Origin of the sequence: Silvania sp. (assembly GCF_051656365.1) — a bacterium.
GTDB classification, from domain to species: Bacteria; Pseudomonadota; Gammaproteobacteria; order Enterobacterales; family Enterobacteriaceae; genus Enterobacter; species Enterobacter hatchlandensis.
This window is the reverse complement of record NZ_JBOGBT010000017.1, coordinates 1-19,606: the sequence shown is the minus strand read 5'-3', so window position 1 is coordinate 19,606 and position 19,606 is coordinate 1. Positions and strand designations below refer to the sequence as shown.

General features: G+C 57.1%; 16 protein-coding genes. 5 read left to right on the top strand and 11 right to left on the bottom strand.

The window, feature by feature from the left end; all coding sequences use genetic code 11:
• Positions 1-141 precede the first annotated feature (141 nt).
• From galS to ACRDD5_RS02865, 4 genes are all read right to left on the bottom strand, one after another.
• The gene (galS, locus tag ACRDD5_RS02880; RefSeq protein WP_271282755.1) at positions 142-1,164 is read right to left on the bottom strand and encodes an HTH-type transcriptional regulator GalS; all 1,023 of its coding nucleotides are present in this window, start codon (positions 1,162-1,164) and stop codon (positions 142-144) included.
• A 155-nt stretch (positions 1,165-1,319) separates the two neighbouring features.
• A complete protein-coding gene (gene yeiB / locus ACRDD5_RS02875; protein WP_438675863.1) occupies positions 1,320-2,477 on the bottom strand; it encodes a DUF418 domain-containing protein YeiB in 1,158 nt (385 codons plus the stop codon).
• A gap of 17 nt (positions 2,478-2,494) precedes the next feature.
• The gene (folE, locus tag ACRDD5_RS02870) at positions 2,495-3,163 is read right to left on the bottom strand and encodes a GTP cyclohydrolase I FolE (protein WP_271282757.1); all 669 of its coding nucleotides are present in this window, start codon (positions 3,161-3,163) and stop codon (positions 2,495-2,497) included.
• 117 nt (positions 3,164-3,280) lie between these two features.
• The gene (locus tag ACRDD5_RS02865; RefSeq protein ID WP_438675862.1) at positions 3,281-4,414 is read right to left on the bottom strand and encodes a YbfB/YjiJ family MFS transporter; all 1,134 of its coding nucleotides are present in this window, start codon (positions 4,412-4,414) and stop codon (positions 3,281-3,283) included.
• A 140-nt stretch (positions 4,415-4,554) separates the two neighbouring features.
• Between ACRDD5_RS02865 and fghA the strand changes: the two genes are divergently transcribed.
• The gene (gene fghA / locus ACRDD5_RS02860; RefSeq protein ID WP_438675861.1) at positions 4,555-5,391 is read left to right on the top strand and encodes an S-formylglutathione hydrolase; all 837 of its coding nucleotides are present in this window, start codon (positions 4,555-4,557) and stop codon (positions 5,389-5,391) included.
• Positions 5,392-5,473: 82 nt separating this feature from the next.
• Here fghA and cirA read toward each other — a convergent pair whose 3' ends face one another.
• The 3 genes from cirA to yieE all read right to left on the bottom strand — a co-directional run bounded on the left by cirA (position 5,474) and on the right by yieE (position 10,236).
• A complete protein-coding gene (gene cirA, locus ACRDD5_RS02855; RefSeq protein ID WP_438675860.1) occupies positions 5,474-7,444 on the bottom strand; it encodes a catecholate siderophore receptor CirA in 1,971 nt (656 codons plus the stop codon).
• A gap of 289 nt (positions 7,445-7,733) precedes the next feature.
• Complete coding sequence (locus ACRDD5_RS02850; protein ID WP_271282761.1) at positions 7,734-9,203, bottom strand: amino acid permease; 1,470 nt, start codon at positions 9,201-9,203, stop codon at positions 7,734-7,736.
• Between the two features lie 166 nt (positions 9,204-9,369).
• Positions 9,370-10,236, bottom strand: a complete 867-nt coding sequence (gene yieE, locus ACRDD5_RS02845; protein ID WP_271282762.1) for a DNA-binding transcriptional regulator YeiE — start codon at positions 10,234-10,236, stop codon at positions 9,370-9,372.
• Positions 10,237-10,359: 123 nt separating this feature from the next.
• Between yieE and ACRDD5_RS02840 the strand changes: the two genes are divergently transcribed.
• Together ACRDD5_RS02840 and nfo are read left to right on the top strand one after the other, a co-directional pair.
• Positions 10,360-11,406, top strand: coding sequence for a YeiH family protein (locus ACRDD5_RS02840; protein WP_271282763.1), 1,047 nt, complete (start codon positions 10,360-10,362; stop codon positions 11,404-11,406).
• Between the two features lie 64 nt (positions 11,407-11,470).
• Entirely contained in the window at positions 11,471-12,328 is an 858-nt protein-coding gene (nfo, locus tag ACRDD5_RS02835) for a deoxyribonuclease IV (protein ID WP_438675859.1), read from the top strand.
• A gap of 67 nt (positions 12,329-12,395) precedes the next feature.
• Here nfo and rihB read toward each other — a convergent pair whose 3' ends face one another.
• Positions 12,396-13,328: a ribosylpyrimidine nucleosidase gene (gene rihB / locus ACRDD5_RS02830; protein WP_438675858.1), complete on the bottom strand. Its 933-nt coding sequence runs from the start codon at positions 13,326-13,328 to the stop codon at positions 12,396-12,398.
• Positions 13,329-13,455: 127 nt separating this feature from the next.
• On the opposite strand from rihB, the gene ACRDD5_RS02825 reads away from it, so the two are divergent.
• Complete coding sequence (locus tag ACRDD5_RS02825; protein WP_438675857.1) at positions 13,456-14,154, top strand: transcriptional regulator YeiL; 699 nt, start codon at positions 13,456-13,458, stop codon at positions 14,152-14,154.
• Positions 14,155-14,195: 41 nt separating this feature from the next.
• Here ACRDD5_RS02825 and fruA read toward each other — a convergent pair whose 3' ends face one another.
• From fruA to fruB, 3 genes are read right to left on the bottom strand one after another with little or no spacing between them, the layout of a single operon-like run.
• Positions 14,196-15,887 (bottom strand): PTS fructose transporter subunit IIBC, encoded by a 1,692-nt coding sequence (gene fruA / locus ACRDD5_RS02820; RefSeq protein ID WP_271282767.1) that lies wholly within the window; start codon positions 15,885-15,887, stop codon positions 14,196-14,198.
• A gap of 16 nt (positions 15,888-15,903) precedes the next feature.
• Positions 15,904-16,842 (bottom strand): 1-phosphofructokinase, encoded by a 939-nt coding sequence (gene fruK, locus ACRDD5_RS02815; RefSeq protein ID WP_271282768.1) that lies wholly within the window; start codon positions 16,840-16,842, stop codon positions 15,904-15,906.
• On the bottom strand, positions 16,842-17,972 hold the full coding sequence (gene fruB / locus ACRDD5_RS02810; RefSeq protein ID WP_438675856.1) for a fused PTS fructose transporter subunit IIA/HPr protein: 1,131 nt from the start codon (positions 17,970-17,972) through the stop codon (positions 16,842-16,844). Before fruB ends, fruK begins: the two co-directional genes overlap by 1 nt.
• Before the next feature lie 369 nt (positions 17,973-18,341).
• On the opposite strand from fruB, the gene setB reads away from it, so the two are divergent.
• Positions 18,342-19,523 (top strand): sugar efflux transporter SetB, encoded by a 1,182-nt coding sequence (gene setB, locus ACRDD5_RS02805; RefSeq protein ID WP_271282771.1) that lies wholly within the window; start codon positions 18,342-18,344, stop codon positions 19,521-19,523.
• Positions 19,524-19,606: the final 83 nt, after the last annotated feature.

Here is a 19,606-nt window from a genome sequence, read left to right as displayed (position 1 = left end):
TCGTACCTTGGCTATAGTGAAAGTGATTAATCACCGTTACATAGCGTTTCACTCTCTAAAACGCTGACATCATAGTCAGCGCCTTGTTAAGATACTGTGAATTTACTCACAGATTGAAAACGGTTACATCACCCCTCATTATCAGTTAGTGATCGGAGCCACAATTTGCCGAATGGCAACCGAGTGGCGACGCACTAAAGTCGGCATGAAACAGTGTGTTGCATTGAGATCCAGCGTGCCTGCGGCACCCTGTAACGCCAGCTCAGTGGCCAGCCGCGCCATAGAGGCGATCGGGTAACGTACGGTGGTCAGCTGCGGGTCGGTGTAACGGGCAATCGGGATATCATCGAAACCAATCAATGACAAATGCTGTGGCACCGCAATGCCGTTGTCTTTTAACGCCGTCAAGGCGCCTGCGGCCATGCTGTCGTTGTAAGCAAAGACCGCCGTCAGCTGCAGGTTGCGCCCGAGCAGTTCCACCATCGCGGCTTCCCCACCCTGCATATCCGGCGCACCGGTACCAATCCAGCTTTCTGAGGCGGTGATCCCCTGCTCCAGCAGCGCTTTCTGCCAGCCTTCACGACGCATGTCGTCATCCTCGACCCGGTGACTGGACGCCAGATAGCCGATGCGCTGATGGCCGTTATTGACCAGCATTCGCGTCGCCATCATCGCGCCGCTGACGTTATCCAGGCAGACGCAGCGATGGGCGAAGCCGGGCACGATGCGGTTAATCAGCACCATGCCGGGGATCTGCGCCATCAGCACCGACAGCTCTTCGTCGCTTAACGCTTTGGAGTGGACTATCAGGGCGTTACAGCGCTGGCGAATCAGCACCTCAATGGCATTGCGCTCTTTTTCCGCCTCGTGATAGCTGTTGCCAATCAGCACATATTTGTTGTGCTCCTGGGCGACCATATCGACGGCTTTGACCAGCGCGCCAAAGAAGGCGTCAGACACGTCCATCACCACCACGCCGATGGTGTCGCTCACCTGGGTTGCCAGCGCCTGCGCGTTGGCATTGGGACGGTAGCCCAGCGCCGTCACCGCCTTCATCACGCACTCGCGTGTTTCCGGGCTGACCAGCGCGCTATTGTTTAATACCCGGGAGACCGTGGCGACAGAGACGCCCGCCTGACGGGCGACGTCACGAATGGTGATCATATTCACCACACTTATTTAGATTGCAGCAACTCACAGACACCCCCTGTGTTTAGCAAGGTGACTATTCTGGCAGCGACAAGGCAGCGACTACGTGAAGAAGCTCACAACGATGAAAACGGTTACATCCGTTTTGTTAATGATTGTGATCTGGATCGTTATCCGGATGTATTGTTTGATGATACCCCTGATGCACGTGCGGTTAATTGCCGCCAGCACCATTCGAGGGGCCCCTGGCGGAAGTAGCGCAGCCAGAGAAGAGAGAAGAGGATGTTCGCCAGCCACACCAGCGGGACAAAGGCCAGCAGCTGCAGACGGTCAAAATGCATAAACAAACCTAAATGATAGAACAGCGTGGTGCAGATAAGGGTTTGTAAAATGTAGTTACTGAGCGCCATCCGACCGACGCAGGCAATCGCCATCACCAGCCGAAAGCGGCTGAGCTGCGGCCAGAAGCCGTAGATTAGCGCAGCATAGCCAATCGTCTGGAACGGTGCGCTCAGTTCCCGGGGGGCCTGCAGCAGGAAGGCGCACCAGCGGTAGTCCCAGTTGAGCTGCCACTGCGCAATCACCGCAGGCAGGTTAATCACCAGCCCAATCAGCACCAGCCAGAAGCCGGTGCGTCGGTAGTGCCGCAGGCTGAATTCGCCCCGCAGCCAGCCGGTGCGCATCAGCGCAGCGCCAATCAGCATCATCCCCGCCAGCTGCCAGCCATACTGTGCGCCAAGGGCCAGCAAGTTGCTGCCCAGCATATCGACGCGGTTGCTGACCGCTTCCATGCCGCCGCCCAACTTCCAGAACTGCTCATACTGTAGATTCGCCGCATCCGGCACCCACGAACGGTTGGTGGATCCGCCGGAGATCATCCCCAGCAGCAGCAAAATGGCCACGCCGATGACAAACAGCACCACGCCGGTATTGAACAGGTTTTTGACGTCATGGGCATCGCGGATGATACGCCAGCAGATCAGCCCCACCAGCCCGTAAGCCAGCAGAATGTCGCCATCCCAGAAGAAGATGCCATGAATGAAACCGAGCAGCACCAGCAGGGAGAGCCGGGCCTGGATCCAGCGTTTGCCGCGTTTCAGCAACAGCTGGAGCCCTGCGCCAAACAGCAGGGCAAACAGGGTGAGGAATTTAACCTGGGCGAACAGATCCAGCGCCGCCCATGTCCAGGCGTCGCGCAGGGTGATGTCGCCATACCAGGCGGGGTTAAGATAGGCGGCCTTCGGTAAACCGAAGGCGCTGATATTCAGCAGCAGAATACCCAGAATCGCGACGCCACGGACGAAATCCAGCGTGACATTTCTCTCCATGTACTCTGCCCTGACGATCAGTTGTGGTGACGCACGGCGCGCAGGAACTCCTGACGGGTGTTCTGGCTGGATTTAAACAGACCGCCCAGCGAGGTCGTGGTGGTGGCGCTGGTGGCATCACGAATGCCGCGCGCTTTCACGCAGTAATGCACGGCGTCAATGGATACCGCCACGTTATTGGTGCCCAGCAGCGTTTGCAGCGCGGTAAGGATCTGCTGGGTTAAACGCTCCTGCACCTGCGGACGCTGGGCAAAGAACTGCACAATGCGGTTAATCTTCGACAGGCCAATCACCGCGTCTTTCGGGATATAGGCCACCGTTGCTTTCCCGTCGATGGTCACAAAGTGATGCTCGCAGGTGCTGGTCAGGGTGATATCGCGCACCGTCACCATCTCATCGACCTTCATTTTATTTTCAATGACGGTGATTTTCGGGAAATTGGCGTAATCCAGACCGGAGAAGATCTCATCGACATACATTTTGGCGATGCGACGTGGGGTCTCCATCAGACTGTCATCGCTCAAATCGAGATTCAGCAGCTGCATGATTTCGGTCATGTGCCCGGAAATGAGACGTTTACGTGTTTCATTGTCCAGATCCTGAACCGGTGGACGCAACGGGGTTTCAAGGCCGTGCGCAACCAGCGCTTCGTGGACAAGTGCTGCTTCTTTACTCATTGATGACATTCTGTTCTCCTGCAGGTGTGACGCTCTTCTACCCTTCGTGGGGCAAAATGTGCACTCATTGTGCGCGAGGCGGCGAGCATAATCCAGTATTCACCGCGATAATTATTCCGATTGCCGTTACCTTTCAGCCTGACGCTGCCAGACCAGCCCGCCCGCGATAAGCAGCGCGAGTCCGGCCAGGCCCAGTGCGGGCTCAAGCTGATGGGTCAGCCAGCTCGACAGCGCCGAGGTCATCGGGCCGACAAGCTGCCCGACGGCATAGCCGGTGGTCAGCAGTCCGGCCATATACCGGGTGTGGTTTGGGGCCAGTTCGCGGCCATACAGCAACGACAGCTGCACCGCGCATAAAAATCCGCCGCCCACCAGCAATGCTCCGGTCACCAGACCGGCCATCCCCGGCAGCAGCCAGGCAGCAATGACCCCCACCGCCTGCAGCCACAGCACCAGCGCCAGCCTGCGATGCGTGGTGGAAACATGACGCAGGGCGATGCTCAGGGCAATGCCGAGCATCGCGGCAACGCCAAAGACCGGCCAGACAAACTGAGCAAACACGCTGCCGGGAAAGCGCAACGCCGCCATCTGCGACAGAAAAGTCGCCGGGAGGATGTAGCCAAACCCGGCGAGGCTGTAGCTCCAGACCAGACGACGTAAGTCGCGGGTCAGCGTCAGCGGCTCGGGCGTAGAGCCCGGACGGTGCAGTTGCCCGGCACGCGGCAGATAGCGGGCAATCAGCGCCACCAGCACCAGCGCCAGCACGCCGTAAATTTGCCAGGCGGCCCCGGCAGAGAGCCCTTGCGCCTGGATCCACACTGCCAGCAGCCCGCTGATGGCGATCCCGGCTCCCGGCCCGGCAAATACCGCCGCACTCAGGCCCGGCTTCGCAAAATGGGCCAGCCGCTCGTTGGTCCAGGCGGCAATCAGCACCATCGACCAGCCGCTCATGCAGCCAATAACAAAGCGTAGCAGCCCGTGAATAACGGCGTTATCGGCTACCGCCGAGAGCAACGTCAGCGCCACGGCGCCGATGATCCCCAGCCACAGGCGGCCTTCGACAAAGCGGTGCGCCCGCATGGCATCCCACGCCCCCACCAGATAGCCAAGGTAGTTCATGGCGGCCACCAGCCCGGCGCTGGTCAGGGTGAGTTGCCCGGCGGCAATCATCAGCGGCACCTGCGGGGTAAAGGCAAAGCGCCCTATTCCCATCGCAACGACCAGAACCACAAATCCGCTGAGCGCGATACGCAGCGCCATGACCACTCCAGTTGTTAAAGTTTCGTAAATTCATGATGCAGGATATGAGGTTAATGCGGAAGTGAAAGTTGCTCACACGTTATTGAATAATTGTATTATGGCTTTCATACATCGATATCACCTTCCTGAAGGAGCCCTGCATGGAACTGCTCGAAGAGCACCACTGTTTTGAAGGTCGGCAGCAGCGCTGGCGGCATGACTCCGCGGTGCTGAACTGCGCGATGACGTTCAGCATTTTCCTGCCGCCTACCGACGGCGCGGCTAAACCGCCGGTGCTGTACTGGCTCTCCGGCCTGACCTGCAATGATGAAAACTTCACCACCAAAGCAGGCGCCCAGCGCGTGGCCGCTGAGCTGGGGATCGCCCTGGTGATGCCCGACACCAGCCCGCGCGGCGATGACGTGGCAGACGACGCCGGTTACGACCTGGGCAAAGGCGCCGGGTTCTATCTCAACGCCACCCAGCAACCCTGGGCGCGTCACTACCGGATGTACGATTACCTGCGCGATGAGCTGCCTGCGCTGATTCAGGCGGAGTTCGCGGTTAGCGATCGCTGCGCCATCAGCGGGCATTCAATGGGTGGACACGGCGCGCTGATCATGGCGCTGAAAAACCCGGGTAAATATGTCAGCGTGTCGGCCTTTGCGCCAATTGTGAATCCGACCCAGGTGCCGTGGGGACAAAAAGCGTTCTCGGCCTATCTGGGTGAAGATACGGCGAGCTGGCAGGCATGGGACAGCTGTGCGCTAATGCTGGCCAGCCAGCCGGAACAGGCGATCCCGACGCTTATCGATCAGGGTGATGGCGATCAGTTCCTCGCCAGCCAGTTGCAGCCCGCGGTGCTGGCCGAAGCCGCACGCCAGACATCCTGGCCGCTGACGCTGCGTATCCAGCCAGGCTACGATCACAGTTACTACTTCATGGCGTCGTTTATCGACGATCATCTGCGCTTCCATGCGCAGTATTTATTGAAGTAAGCGCGGCCTGATGCCCTCTCCTAAAGGGAGAGGGCATCAACCCATGGCCAGGCAAGCGCAGTGCCGCCCGGCATTTCATGCATCAGAACTGGTAATCCACCGCCATAAAGTAACGGCGTCCATCTTCGTTGTAGGTGTAGTCGTCGCGGCTGAGGTCTTTATCCATCAGGTTCATGACGCCCGCGCGCAGCTTGACGTTTTTGCTCGCCTGCCATGCGCCCCCGGTGTTCCACACCACGTAGCCGCCCGGCGTTGTGCCGCCGCTGGTAACGGTACGTTTTTCACCGGTATAGTTACCCTGCACGTAGAAGGACCACGCCTGCGATGCCTGCCAGTCAACCGTACCGTTTGCGGTATGGAACGGCAGATCGGAGAGCGGCTTGTTGTCGCCGTTGCTGACATCACGTCCGTCGTTGTAGGTGTAGTTCAGGCTCACCCGCCAGTCTTCGGCCAGCGGGAATTTCAGCTCCGTCTCCAGGCCACGAATACGTGCCTTGTTAACGTTGTAATAGCGGAAAATCGGCTCGCCATCGGCGTTCAGACCGACATAGTTCGGGTAGCTCTGTGCCTGGTTGACGTTCGCGGTACGCAGGATGCTGATCCGATCGTCGACATCATTCTGGAAGGCGGTGACGCTGGCCTGCACGCCCTCTAACCATCCCTCTTCGCCGGTATAGTAGAGACCCAGTTCGACGCTTTCGCTGGTTTCCGGCTTCAGATCCGGGCTCCCGACAATCTCACAGGCACCACGGCAGGACCCGGTGGTCCAGTCAGGGCTGAGCTGCAGCAGGGAGGGTGCTTTGAAGGCCGTTGCCCAGCCCCCTTTCACCGTCACGGTATCGGTCGCGTTATAGACCAGGTAGGCACGCGGGCTCCAGTGGTCGCCGTAAGTTTCGTGGTCATCCATACGCACGCCGGTGGTCAACGCCAGTGGCTCGAAGATCCGCCATTCGTCTTCGATAAACAGCGCGTACTGGTTGGCAGACGTATTACTGCTGCTGCCGCCCGTCAGGTTAACCGGATCTTTCAGCTTGTCGTGACGCCATTCGCCACCGAGGGTCACCAACTGGTTGATATCACTCAGCGGCAGAACATATTTGCCGTCAAGGGAGGTGTTTTCGGAGGTGATCGGGCTGCTGTTGCCCGGATTCTTATTCTCGACTTTCTCACCGTAGAACTTCAGTTCGCTGTTGCCCAGCCCCCAGCGGCCATTGTGGCTCAGAGAGTAGTTCTGGCGTTCAAGGCGGTTCTGATCCAGCGAGTCGGAGTCCCGGTCCTGGCGGTCAAAGCCGTAGCCTGCGGTGAAGTCATGATTTTCGTTCGGTGTCCAGGCGAATTCGACGTTGGCGTCGCGGCTGGTAAAGCCTTCGATACGCGGGGTTTCACCGGTGGCGGTGGTCGTCGATTCCTGCGGTTTGTCTTTGTCGCGCTGCTGCACGCTGCCGAAGGCTTTCAGGCCGAGAACGCCGTCCACCAGCGGGCCGCTGGTATAGAACTGGCCGCCATAGGTGTCGCCGCGGTCGCGGTGTTCCTGGATGGTAGTGTCTGCGGTGAGCGTGCCGGTCCATTTCTGACCAATTTTTTTGGTGATGATGTTCACCACGCCGCCCAGCGCATCGGAGCCGTACAGCGAGGACATCGGCCCACGCACTACTTCGATACGATCGATGGCGTCAACCGGGATCCAGTTAAGATCGAAGTCGTTATGACGAAAGACCGCATTGCGCGAGTTGACGCGCTTACCGTCAATCAGGATCAGCGTGTAGCTGCTGTCGAGTCCACGAATGCTGACGCCCTGGCGGTTGTCTCCTTCGTTGGTGAGTTGCACGCCCGGAACTTCCTGTAACACATCTCTCAGGTTCTGCACCGGTTTGCGCTGCAGATCCTGCTGGGTGATAACGCTGATACTGGCAGGGGCATCTTTCAGGTTTTGTTCATTGGCCGATGCAGTAACAACCATCGTTTCGCCAGATTCAGCGGCAACAACCGGCAGGGCTAAGGACAGAGCAGACGCGCACAGTCCTCCCCGTACGAAGGGATTCAACCTAAACATTCCAAATCTCCATGAGGTAAACACAACAAAATCAACTCTATATTGCTCACATCGCATCGCATGCCGCCCGCTTCTCTGGCGAATCGGCTCAGTATTTCTTTGCAGGTGTGGCGGCGGCGTCCTCCCCTGACCAGGGCGATGACGTCCACTCCTTCATCCTTTTCATTGCGATGCTAACGATAAAGCAAACGATAACTATTATCAATTCAATTGTTAAAAGTTATGTCAATTTTTCATACTGTGGAGATAAAAAAACCCGCTCGGATGAGCGGGTTGGAGAGAGAGGCAATTACTTTTTAACGCTGTCCGGGAATTCCATTTCGCTGTAGCGAACGAATTTCGATCCTTTCGTCAACTTGTAGCCAAACCAGATGATCAGGAACAGCGGGATACCAATATAGGTTGCTGCCACGCCGCCCCAGTCAATGGTGTCGGCCAGGAAGGCTTCGTAGTTCTGTCCAAGGGTGATGATCAGACACAGTACAAAAGCGAAGATCGGTCCCAGCGGGAAGAACCCGGAGCGGTACGGCAGGTTGTTAATATCAAACCCTTGCTTCACGTAGCCGCGACGGAAACGGTAGTGGCTGATGGCGATACCGAGCCACGCGATAAAGCCCGTCATCCCGGAGGTATTCAACAGCCACAGGTAGACGGTCTGGTTGCCGAACATCGAGGTCAGGAAACACAGGCAGGCAATCACAGTGGTCGCATACAACGCGTTACGCGGCACGCCGCCACGGGACAGCTTCGCGAAAATACGCGGCGCTTTGCCGTCGCAGGCCAGAGAATAGAGCATACGGGTTGAGGCATACATGCCGGAGTTGCCCGCAGACAGGACCGCCGTCAGGATCACCGCGTTCATCACTGCCGCCGCCGAGAGCAGACCCGCATGCTGGAACACCAGCGTGAACGGGCTGACGCTGATGTCTTTAACATCGTTGCGCAGCAGGCTCGGATCGGTATACGGGATAATCAGGCTGATAATCAGAATCGCGAACACATAGAACAGCAGGATACGCCAGAACACCTGACGCACCGCGCGCGGAATGTTCTTCTGCGGATCTTCGGATTCTGCGGCCGCAATCCCGATGAGCTCGGTACCCTGGAAGGAGAAGCCGACGATCATCGCCACGCCAATCATCGCCGCGAAGCCCCCGGCAAACGGCGCATCGCCAATCGCCCAGTTGCTCCAGCCCGCCGGTTTGGCACCCTGGAAGATACCGAAGATCATCGCGATGCCCACGGCAATAAAGATGACGATGGTGGCGACTTTGATCAGCGAGAACCAATATTCCGCCTCGCCGAAGCCGCGCACGGAGATGTAGTTCAGCAGGAAAATCACCGCCATGAACACGGCGCTCCAGATCCAGCCCGGCGTGTCCGGGAACCACCAGGACATCACCAGCTGCGCGGCCACCAGGTCAACGGCGATGGTCACCGCCCAGTTGTACCAGTAGTTCCAGCCCAGCGCGAAGCCGAAGCCTTCTTCGACATATTTCTGGCCGTAGGTCGCAAAGGAACCGGATACCGGCATGTACGCCGCCAGTTCGCCCAGGCTGGTCATCAGGAAATAGACCATCAAACCGATCAGAATATAGGAAAAGAGCGCGCCGCCAGGGCCCGCTGCAGAAATGGTCGCACCAGAGGCGACAAATAACCCTGTACCGATAGAACCACCAATGGCGATCATCGTCAGGTGACGCGCCTTGAGTTCGCGACGTAGCGCGGGCGCTTCTGTGGTTTTAGTTTCGGAAACCATATGAAAATGCTGTCCATTCAAAAAATGAGGCGAGATTGTAGCAGACGATCCGCGTTCCTTCCGGCACAAATGCCCTGTTATAAGAGAGCTTCATGACCGGTCCAGGATTATAAGTAAAGCTGAGATCGCAGAGATTGCACCCTCCCCTGACGAAGAGGGTGACAAGCTATTGCGCGCAGTAGCGCAGGAAGCGCTGCAGGGAGTTGGAGAGGTGCTTCTGGCGATGATGAATGCGCCACAGGGTGCGCACCAGCCGGGGAACCGGAACGGGTATTTCCACAAGCGAACCGGATTCCAGCTGCTCGGCAATCACCCTGCGCGACAGGCAGCTGATGCCCAGGCCGTGACGCACCGCGTGCTTGATGGCCTCTGAGTTGCCCAGCTCCATGCCCATCTGAAACTGCGGCAGGTGCGAGAGCAGCAGATAGTCGACGATCTCGCGCGTACCGGAACCCCGCTCGCGCAAAATCCACGGTGCCTGCGCCAGCAGCTCCAGCGTGATCTCCTGCTGCAGTAAAGGCGAAGCGGGCGAGGCAAAGACCACCAGCTCATCTTCAAGCCACGGCTCGGCGATGACGTCGGCGTTATGGCATGGCCCTTCGATAAGCCCGATGTCGACCCGAAAATCGATCACCGCATTGATCACGTCCTGGCTGTTGCCGACGCTCATCTCCAGCGGCAGCGCAGGGAAGTCGCGGCGGTAGCGGGCAATCACTTCCGGCAGGATGTAGTTGCCGATGGTGCTGCTGGCAGAGACGCGGATGGCACCGTTATCCTCGCGAAACAGCTGTTCGATTTCGACGGTCTGCTCCAGCAGGGCCAGCGCCCGCGGGTAGAGCAAGCGCCCGTGTTCGTTGACCACCAGCCGCTTCCCTACCCTGTCGAACAGCTGAACGCCAAGCTGACCTTCCAGATCGGTCAGGGCGGCACTGACGGCAGACTGCGACAGTGACAGCATTTGTGAAGCCTGGGTCGTTGACCCGCTTTTCAGCACCTCGGCGAACACTTCGAGCTGGCGTAACGTAATGTGCATAGGGGGCTATCCGGTACGGCAAGCGCGTTGCTTACCACTTATAGAGATTAATTATAAATATATAATCAATTTTATTTTTAAACCAGAGCGCCGTAACCTTTTAGCCAGATAAAGGAGAAGGTTATGACAACACTCACTCTACAGCATCAGCATTCCATGTGGCATTACGTTCCGGGCCTGGCGCTGAGTGCACTGGTCACCGGCGTCGCGTTATGGGGCGGCAGTATTCCGGCAGTTGCGGGAGCAGGCTTCAGCGCTCTGACGCTGGCCATCCTGCTGGGGATGGTGGTTGGTAACACCCTCTACCCGCGGATCCATAAACCGTGCGACGGCGGGGTTCTGTTCGCCAAACAGCACCTGCTGCGCCTTGGGATCATCCTGTACGGTTTTCGCCTGACTTTTGCGCAGATTGCCGACGTCGGGGTCAGCGGGATCGCCATCGACGTATTAACCCTGACCAGCACCTTTATCCTGGCCTGCGTTATCGGGCAGAAGGTGTTCGGACTGGATAAACAGACCAGCTGGCTGATTGGGGCAGGCAGCAGCATCTGCGGCGCGGCTGCGGTGCTGGCGACCGAGCCGGTGGTCAAAGCAGAATCCAGCAAAGTCACCGTGGCGGTGGCGACCGTGGTGATCTTCGGGACGCTGGCGATCTTCCTCTACCCGGCGATGTATCCGCTGGTGGCGCACTGGTTTAGCCCGGAAACCTACGGGATTTACATCGGTTCGACGATGCATGAAGTGGCGCAGGTAGTGGCCGCCGGTCACGCCATCAGCCCGGAAGCGGAAAATGCGGCGGTGATCGCTAAAATGCTGCGCGTCATGATGCTGGCACCGTTTCTGCTGATTCTGGCCGCGCGGGTAAAACAGCTGGCCCCAGCAGGCAGCGGTGAGAAAAGCAAAATTACCATACCGTGGTTTGCAATCCTGTTTATTGTGGTGGCGGTGTTTAACTCGTTCCATCTGCTGCCGAAAGCCGTGGTGGATATGCTGGTAACGCTTGATACCGTTCTGCTGGCGATGGCGATGGCGGCGCTGGGCTTAACCACCCACGTCAGTGCGCTGAAAAAAGCCGGTGCCAAACCGCTGCTGATGGCCCTGCTGCTGTTTGTCTGGCTGATTGTGGGCGGCGGCGCCATCAACCTGGCGGTTCATAGCCTGATGGCATAAACCATTTCAACCTTCTCCCGTTAACCCGCTATCATATGCGTTTGCAGGTTAACGGGAGTTTTATATGAAATATGTTGGAGCGCACGTCAGCGCTGCTGGTGGTCTGGCCAATGCCGCCATTCGTGCCGCCGAAATCGAGGCGACCGCTTTCGCCCTGTTCACCAAAAATCAGCGCCAGTGGCGCGCCGCGCCGTTAACCACTCAGGTGATTGATGAGTTCAAAGCGGCCTGTGAAAAGTACCATTTCGGCCCTGGCCAGATCCTGCCCCACGACAGCTACCTGATTAACCTGGGCCACCCGGTTCAGGAGGCGCTGGATAAGTCCCGCGAGGCGTTCCTTGATGAGATGCAGCGCTGCGAACAGCTCGGCCTGACGCTGCTGAACTTCCACCCTGGCAGCCACCTGACGCAGATCGACGAAGACGCCTGTCTGGCGCGGATCGCCGAATCAATCAATATCGTCCTGGCGCAAACCGAAGGGGTGACAGCGGTGATTGAAAACACCGCCGGACAGGGCAGCAACCTCGGCTTCCGCTTTGAACACCTGGCGGCAATCATCGACGGCGTGGAAGACAAAACCCGCGTCGGGGTCTGCATTGATACCTGTCACGCCTTTGCCGCGGGCTACGACCTGCGCAGCATTGAAGAGTGTGAGAAAACTTTCGCCGAATTCGAGCGCATCGTCGGTTTCAACTACCTGCGCGGCATGCACCTGAACGACGCCAAAAGCGCTTTTGGCAGCCGCGTCGACCGCCACCACAGCCTGGGCGAAGGCAATATCGGCCATGATGCGTTCCGCTTTATCATGCAGGACCCGCGCTTTGACGGTATCCCGATGGTACTGGAAACCATTAATCCGGATATCTGGGCCGAAGAGATTGCGTGGCTGAAGGCGCAACAAACAGCAGACGTCACGGCATAAAAAATGGCCGGTTGGATCGCGTGACGGGTAACCAATGATTACCCGTCACGGCCTGCACTCAGGGAAATCAGGCGTACTTACGCACGCACTCTTCCACTAAATCCCAGAACCAGTCGGTATCGATAGTGATACCCACTTTGGTATTCGCCGGTTTACCCAGAACGCCCAGCTCATCGCACACGGTACGGCCATAGCAGGGGCCACTGTTTACGTCGATTTCGACGTACATATCCTGCGTTTTAATCCCGACAGGATTAATGAGATAACCGATACAGGTGGCGTCATGCACCGGCCCCCCGGCTAAGCCGTAGTTTTCGAATTGCGTTTTGAGGGTGAAATTCATGATGTCGCTAAACAATTTACCGGCCGGACCGCCCGCTTTTTCCATTCTGGCAATAACGTCGGCGGTGCAAACTGTCTGGTTGGTGAGATCCAGGCCCATCATCACCAGTGGCACGCCGGAGGTGAAGACAACGCGGGCCGCTTCCGGGTCGGCGAAGATATTAAATTCGGCAGACGGTGTGAAATTGCCTGTACCGTATGCCCCGCCCATTAGCACGATTTCGCGAATTTTAGGCAAAATAGCGGGCTGCATACGCATTGCCACCGCAATGTTCGTCAGCGGGCCGACGGGAACCAGGGTGATATCGCCCTCACTTTCCATCAGAGTATCAATAATGTATTTCACCGCATGGGTGCTTTCAGCGTTGCGCATCAATGGCGCAAATACTGGCCCGTCCAGCCCTGTTTCGCCATGAATATTATCGGCCACGATTTGTTGGCGCATAATAGGCTGGGGCATGCCCGCATAAACCGGGACATGAATATCAAGAGCCTGACAAACATTTAATCCATTCACTAATGTTTTATCCAACGTTTGATTACCGGCGACGATCGTTATGCCTAATAAATCTATTGCAGGATGTTTTGCCGCCAGCATTATAGCAATCGCATCATCATGGCCAGGATCGCAATCAAGAATAATCTTTCTCTTTTCCATTTTTACTTCCTCAGTTCGCTGTTACGTTAATTCAAATACATCAAACACAGGGGCTTATTTCGACGATTGAATCCTAACAAGGGAGAACGTATGCTGGATATGAGAAATCTCACATCAGGAAGCTGCCGTGAAAGAGATCCACAATGACGTATTGAAATATCAGCTGATTGAGGAATCGAACTATAAGACGCGGTTTTCTATGGACATTTTACATGACACCCGGCTAATTCAGGTACCAGCCGGGGGGTTTATTGTGAAAGAGGCCAGTCAGCCGACGTATCTCTTCTACCTGGTGCGCGGGCGGGCTAAACTGTACGCGTCCCTGCCCAATGGGAAGGTCTCATTGATCGATTTTTTTAGCGCGCCCTGTTTTATTGGCGAAATTGAATTAGTCGACACCGATCACGAACCACGAGCGGTACAGGCCATTGAGGAGTGCTGGTGTCTGGCATTGCCCATGAAACAGTATCGTCCTTTATTATTAAATGACGCGACTTTTTTACGTAATCTTTGCGTTGCGTTAAGCCATAAAAATTACCGTAATATCGTATCCTTAACTCAAAACCAGTCTTTCCCGCTGATTAACCGGCTGGCAGCCTTTATCTTACTCACACAGAATTGTGATATATATCGCGAAAAACATACGCAGGCTGCTGAATATATGGGTGTGTCATATCGACATCTGTTATTTGTTATTGCGCAATTTACCCATGACGGCGTGTTAGTAAAACAGAAGGCAGGTTACATCATTAAAGATAAAAAACGACTGACCTCGCTGGCGCGGGAGATGGATCCGTTAAACAATTTTACGACGTTATTCCATTAAAAAAGGCAGAGTTTCCTCTGCCTTTTATTTTCTACAATGGATTATGCCGCTTTAGCGACGACCTCAGCTTCCGGGCGCTTCAGCACCGCGTAAGAGAGACCGGCCACCAGCGTACCGGCGATAATCGCAAACAGGTAACCCAGTACTGGGGTGATAGCGCCAGGGATCAGCAGCACAAACAGACCGCCGTGCGGCGCCATCAGTTTTGCGCCAATCGCCATCGACATTGCACCGGTCACCGCACCACCGACGATACAGCATGGCAGCACGCGCATCGGGTCACGGGCAGCGAACGGGATTGCCCCTTCGGTGATAAAGCACAGACCCAGAACCAGCGCCGCTTTACCGCCTTCCTGCTGTGCTTTGTCGAACTTACGACGGGCAATGATAGTCGCCAGGCCCAGAGCCAGCGGAGGCACCATACCCGCCGCCATGATGGCCGCCATCGGGGCATAGGTCTGGGTACTCAGCAGGCCAACACCGAAGGCGTAGGCCGCTTTGTTCACCGGACCACCCATGTCGGTACACATCATGCCGCCGAGGATTGCACCCAGCAGAACCGCGTTAGCTGTGCCCATGGTTTGCAGCCAGTGGGTCAGGCCTTCAAGGATGCCCGCAACAGGTTTGCCGATCAGGTAGATCATGCCAAGGCCAACCACCAGGCTGGAGAACAGCGGAATGATCAGGATCGGTTTCAGCGCTTCCATACTCTGCGGCAGCTTAAGCTTCGAGCTGATGAACTTCGCCACATAACCCGCAAGGAAGCCGGCAATGATACCGCCGATAAAGCCCGAACCGGTGCTTACCGCCAGCATCCCGCCGATAAGACCCGGCGTCAGGCCTGGACGATCCGCAATAGAAAACGCAATGTAACCTGCCAGCACTGGCACCATCAGCGCAAACGCCGAGCCGCCACCAATCTGCATCAATGCCGCTGCCAGCGTGCCCTGCTCTTTAAAGGCTTCGATACCAAAGGCGAACGAGAGCGCAATACACAGACCACCGGCTACCACCATCGGCAACATGTAAGAGACGCCCGTCAGCAGGTGACGATAGGCACCCGCGGACTCTTTCTTGCCTTCGCTGGCAGAGGATGCCGTGTTGCCCGTAGGCTGATACAGCTTCGCTTCTGCCTGCGCTTTATCCAGCTCTTGCGCCGTTTTCTTCAACGCCAGGCCGGTAGAGGTGCGGTACATCGGCTTACCGGCAAACTTCGCCAGGTCCACTTCAATATCCGCCGCGACGATCACCAGATCGGCTGCAGCCACCTCTTCCGGGGTGATAGCATTGCCGGCACCCACCGAGCCGCGGGTTTCGACTTTAACCCACCAGCCGCGTTTTTTGGCTTCGGTTTCAATGGCTTCAGCCGCCATAAAGGTATGCGCTACACCGGTTGGGCAAGCGGTGATCGCGACCACGCGTTTTGGACCACTGACAACTGCCGGGGCAGCGGCTGCAACAGGTGCGCTGTACACCGCCGCATGGCCTTTCGCTTCGCTCAGGAACAGTTCCGGGTGTGCCACGGCGCGATTGATATCGCCCAGCCACACTTTTTTGCCGTTCAGCGCGCTGTCAGCCGGGATGCTGTCAGCCAGCACGATGACCAGTTCGGCATCGCCCGGGTTGTCGATGAAATCAAGGTGTGCTTTATGTCCTGCCGAACTCAGCAACGTTTTCGCCATATAGGCGCGAGCCTGTCCGAGGGCAGAGTCAATAATCAGCAGCGTTTTCATTATGCCTCTCCTGCTGTTAGTTAAAGGGTTTCAAGTCAACACGCGCCATCATCGCGGCCAACTGGGTACGATCGGTAATCCCGACATTGCTCTGGCTAACGGCCAGGGCAGCAACGGCGGTGGCAAGACGTAAAGTATGCTCACTGGACTCACGCATCAGCAGGCCATAAATCAGCCCGCCAACCATCGAATCCCCTGCGCCAACGGTGCTAACCACTTCCACTGACGGCGGCTTGGCGATCCATTCGCCAGACGCGTTAACCCACAGCGCGCCTTCTGCGCCCAGCGAAATCACCACGTGAGCGATACCCTGCTCGCGCAGCGCATGGGCGGCTTCAATCACATCCTTTAATTCTGGCAGCTTACGGCCAGCCCAGATCTCAAGTTCGCGACGATTTGGTTTCACCAGCCACGGCGCGGCTTTCAGACCGGCTACCAGCGCATCGCGGCTGCTGTCAAAAATGATGCATGGACACTGGCTGCGCAGGCGCGTCATCCAGTCGGTAAAGGCTTCAGGGCTGACGCCGGACGGCAGGCTGCCGCTGACGCACACCATATCGAACTGACCAAGCCATGTCAGGGAGTCAGTGACAAAACGCTCCCAGTCGGACGGAGTGACTTCAAAACCGGAGAAGTTCAGGTCGGTCACTTCGCCGTCTTTTTCGGTCATTTTCACGTTGATGCGAGTGCGGCCCTGCACAACCTGAAAACGGTTGGCGATCCCCAGCTCGCTGAACAGCTGCTGGAAACCATCCTGGTTATCTTTACCGAGGAAGCCACCTACTGTGACGTCGATACCGAGATCTTTGAGCACTTTCGCGACGTTAATCCCTTTACCGGCGGCGTGCAGGCCAGTGGTACGCACGAGGTTGACTTCACCGCGCTCAATTTCCGGGCAAAAACCCACCAGGTCGTAAGCCGGGTTCAGCGTAATAGTTGCAACACGTCTGCTCATTATGCGCCCTCCCCCAGGCCTGCTGCGATGGCTTCGCCAATCGCTTTCAGCGCCTGTTCAGCATCGGCACCTTGCGCGGTGAAGCGCAGGCGGTGACCTTTCTTCACGCCCAGTGCGACGACTTTCATCAGGCTGCGGCCGTTAGCCGGTTTCCCGCTGCCGTCGAGGTTGGTGACGGTCACATCGCTGCTAAATTGCTTGATGGTGTTCACCAGCATGGTGCCCGGACGAGCGTGCAGGCCGTGTTCGTTACGCACTACAAATTCAGCGCTCAACAGTTCGTCCAGTGAAACGTCGTCGCTGGTCAGCAGCGCCAGCAGGGTCGCGGCATCGGCGTTCAGCAGTTTTTCAGCTTTGTTGTTCAACAGCAGGTCGCTCAGGCGCTTAAGCACCTCAACCGGCTGTTCATCGGCCATGGCGACGGTAACCAGCAGCGCGGTTTTTTCGCCTGCGGTATCAAAGGCGGTGGCCGCGCGGCTGACCGCGATAGCGCTGCGCAGGTTGCCCTCGGCGCTGTCGTTCAGCCAGATACCCTGACCGAGGTTCAGCGGCGTATCGTTAATGGCGTGGGCCACGAAGGCGGTATCCACCGCGCCCGCTTCTTTCAGGCGACCGGCGTTGAGCGCCTGCAGGGTCACCAGATCGGAGGCGACGACGTCCAGCGTCAGCGTTTCGTTGTCCAGCTTCAGCGCGTCGCTCTGCTTCTCGCCCATCAGCAACGCACGCAGCTCTTCAGCAGTGGTCGCGGATTTGAGCTGTTCAGCCACGGCGTCGTCGCTCAGGACGTGCGTCAGCTGGCGCAGCAGGCCGAGGTGTTCGTCGCTGCTGGCGGCAATGCCGATCGCGACGTAGGCGACCTGGCCTTCACCCCACAGGACGCCCTGCGGGAACTGATAGACCTGAACGCCGGTTTTCAGCACCTGATCGCGGGTATCGGTGGTGCCATGCGGAATGGCGATGCCATTGCCGAGAAATGTTGAGGTTTGCAGCTCGCGCGCCAGCATGCCGTCAACGTAACCGTCGGCGACGTTGCCTGCCTGCACCAGCGCGGTGGCCACCTGACGGATGGCCTCTTCTTTCGTACCGGCCTGTTCGCCCGGATGGATGTCCTGCACGGATAACTGGAACATGGTTCTCCACTCCTGCTGAAATTGAATCGTTTCAGCTAACATGAAAAAAAATACGCTATTCCGGTGAAACTGATTGATACCCGATAGCGCTGAAACGTTTCAAGAAGTCTTGCTCTTTCTACAAAACCTTGCAAGTAAAGTTACAATTCAGCATGCAGAAGTTAGATATGCAGCACATTTTCTTTGCAGGCCATTCACTTCAGCCTCTCTATTTTGTTTTTTACCGCTGCGTTTCAGCAACTTCAGCAACAGTAATTTTTATTCTGAAACGGGCTTTTGATTTATTGTGGGGAATTGATCCGGGCACCTGTTCATTTTCTGACAAGCGGCGTAAACTCCGCGTCTCTTCACTATCACTGATACAGAAACATGCACACAACCCCCGCTGCCGCCTCACCAAAGCCATTTGATTTGACGTCATCGGCGTTTTTGATTGTTGCCTTCCTCACCGGTATTGCCGGTGCGTTACAAACACCGACGCTGAGTCTGTTCCTCACCAACGAGGTTCATGCCCGTCCGGCGATGGTTGGCTTCTTTTTTACCGGAAGCGCCATTATCGGCATCCTCGTCAGCCAGTTTCTGGCGGGTCGTTCGGATAAGAAAGGCGATCGCAAATCGCTGATTGTCTTTTGCTGCCTGATGGGCGTATTCGCCTGCCTGCTGTTCGCCTGGAACCGTAACTACTTCGTGCTGCTGTTTGTCGGGGTGTTTCTCAGCAGCTTTGGCTCGACCGCTAACCCGCAGATGTTTGCCCTTGCCCGGGAACATGCCGACCACACCGGGCGCGAGGCGGTAATGTTCAGCTCAATCCTGCGTGCGCAGGTATCACTGGCGTGGGTTATCGGCCCGCCGCTGGCCTATGCGCTGGCGATGGGGTTTGGTTTTGCGGTGATGTATATCAGCGCGGCGGTGGCGTTTGTGGTCTGCGGCGTGATGGTGTGGTTTTTCCTGCCGTCGATGCGTAAAGAGCCAAAGCTGGCGACCGGCGTGCTGGAATCCCCGCGCCGCAACCGACGCGACGCACTGCTGCTGTTTACGGTTTGCACCTTGATGTGGGGCACGAACAGCCTGTACATCATTAATATGCCGCTGTTTATTATTAACGAGCTGCACCTGTCGGAAAAACTGGCGGGAGTGATGATGGGCACGGCGGCCGGGCTGGAAATCCCGACCATGCTGATTGCGGGCTATTACGCTAAACGCTTCGGCAAACGCTTCCTGATGCGCATTGCCGCCGTTGCGGGCCTGCTGTTCTATACAGGGATGCTGACTGCGCATTCGCCGGTGCTGCTGCTGGGGTTACAGCTGCTGAACGCCATCTATATTGGCATCCTTGCCGGGATTGGCATGCTTTACTTCCAGGATTTGATGCCGGGTCAGGCGGGCGCGGCCACTACGCTGTACACCAATACCACCCGTGTGGGCTGGATTATCGCCGGATCGGTGGCCGGAGTGGTGGCTGAGTTCTGGAGCTATCACGCCGTGTTCTGGATTGCGTTGGGGATGTGCATGCTCACCACCCTCTGCCTGACGCGAATTAAGGATATTTAAGGCGCGGTGAGCGACTCGAGTTCCAGCAGCCAGGTCATGGCCTGGGGACGCGAGGTGCCGCACATCTCCCGCGCTGGCTGCAG

Coding starts and splice junctions, on each gene's coding strand:
- galS (WP_271282755.1), bottom strand. CDS start 1,164: ATGATCACCATTCGTGACGTCGCCCGTCAGGCGGGCGTCTCTGTCGCC.
- yeiB (WP_438675863.1), bottom strand. CDS start 2,477: ATGGAGAGAAATGTCACGCTGGATTTCGTCCGTGGCGTCGCGATTCTG.
- folE (WP_271282757.1), bottom strand. CDS start 3,163: ATGTCATCAATGAGTAAAGAAGCAGCACTTGTCCACGAAGCGCTGGTT.
- ACRDD5_RS02865 (WP_438675862.1), bottom strand. CDS start 4,414: ATGGCGCTGCGTATCGCGCTCAGCGGATTTGTGGTTCTGGTCGTTGCG.
- fghA (WP_438675861.1), top strand. CDS start 4,555: ATGGAACTGCTCGAAGAGCACCACTGTTTTGAAGGTCGGCAGCAGCGC.
- cirA (WP_438675860.1), bottom strand. CDS start 7,444: ATGTTTAGGTTGAATCCCTTCGTACGGGGAGGACTGTGCGCGTCTGCT.
- ACRDD5_RS02850 (WP_271282761.1), bottom strand. CDS start 9,203: ATGGTTTCCGAAACTAAAACCACAGAAGCGCCCGCGCTACGTCGCGAA.
- yieE (WP_271282762.1), bottom strand. CDS start 10,236: ATGCACATTACGTTACGCCAGCTCGAAGTGTTCGCCGAGGTGCTGAAA.
- ACRDD5_RS02840 (WP_271282763.1), top strand. CDS start 10,360: ATGACAACACTCACTCTACAGCATCAGCATTCCATGTGGCATTACGTT.
- nfo (WP_438675859.1), top strand. CDS start 11,471: ATGAAATATGTTGGAGCGCACGTCAGCGCTGCTGGTGGTCTGGCCAAT.
- rihB (WP_438675858.1), bottom strand. CDS start 13,328: ATGGAAAAGAGAAAGATTATTCTTGATTGCGATCCTGGCCATGATGAT.
- fruA (WP_271282767.1), bottom strand. CDS start 15,887: ATGAAAACGCTGCTGATTATTGACTCTGCCCTCGGACAGGCTCGCGCC.
- fruK (WP_271282768.1), bottom strand. CDS start 16,842: ATGAGCAGACGTGTTGCAACTATTACGCTGAACCCGGCTTACGACCTG.
- fruB (WP_438675856.1), bottom strand. CDS start 17,972: ATGTTCCAGTTATCCGTGCAGGACATCCATCCGGGCGAACAGGCCGGT.
- setB (WP_271282771.1), top strand. CDS start 18,342: ATGCACACAACCCCCGCTGCCGCCTCACCAAAGCCATTTGATTTGACG.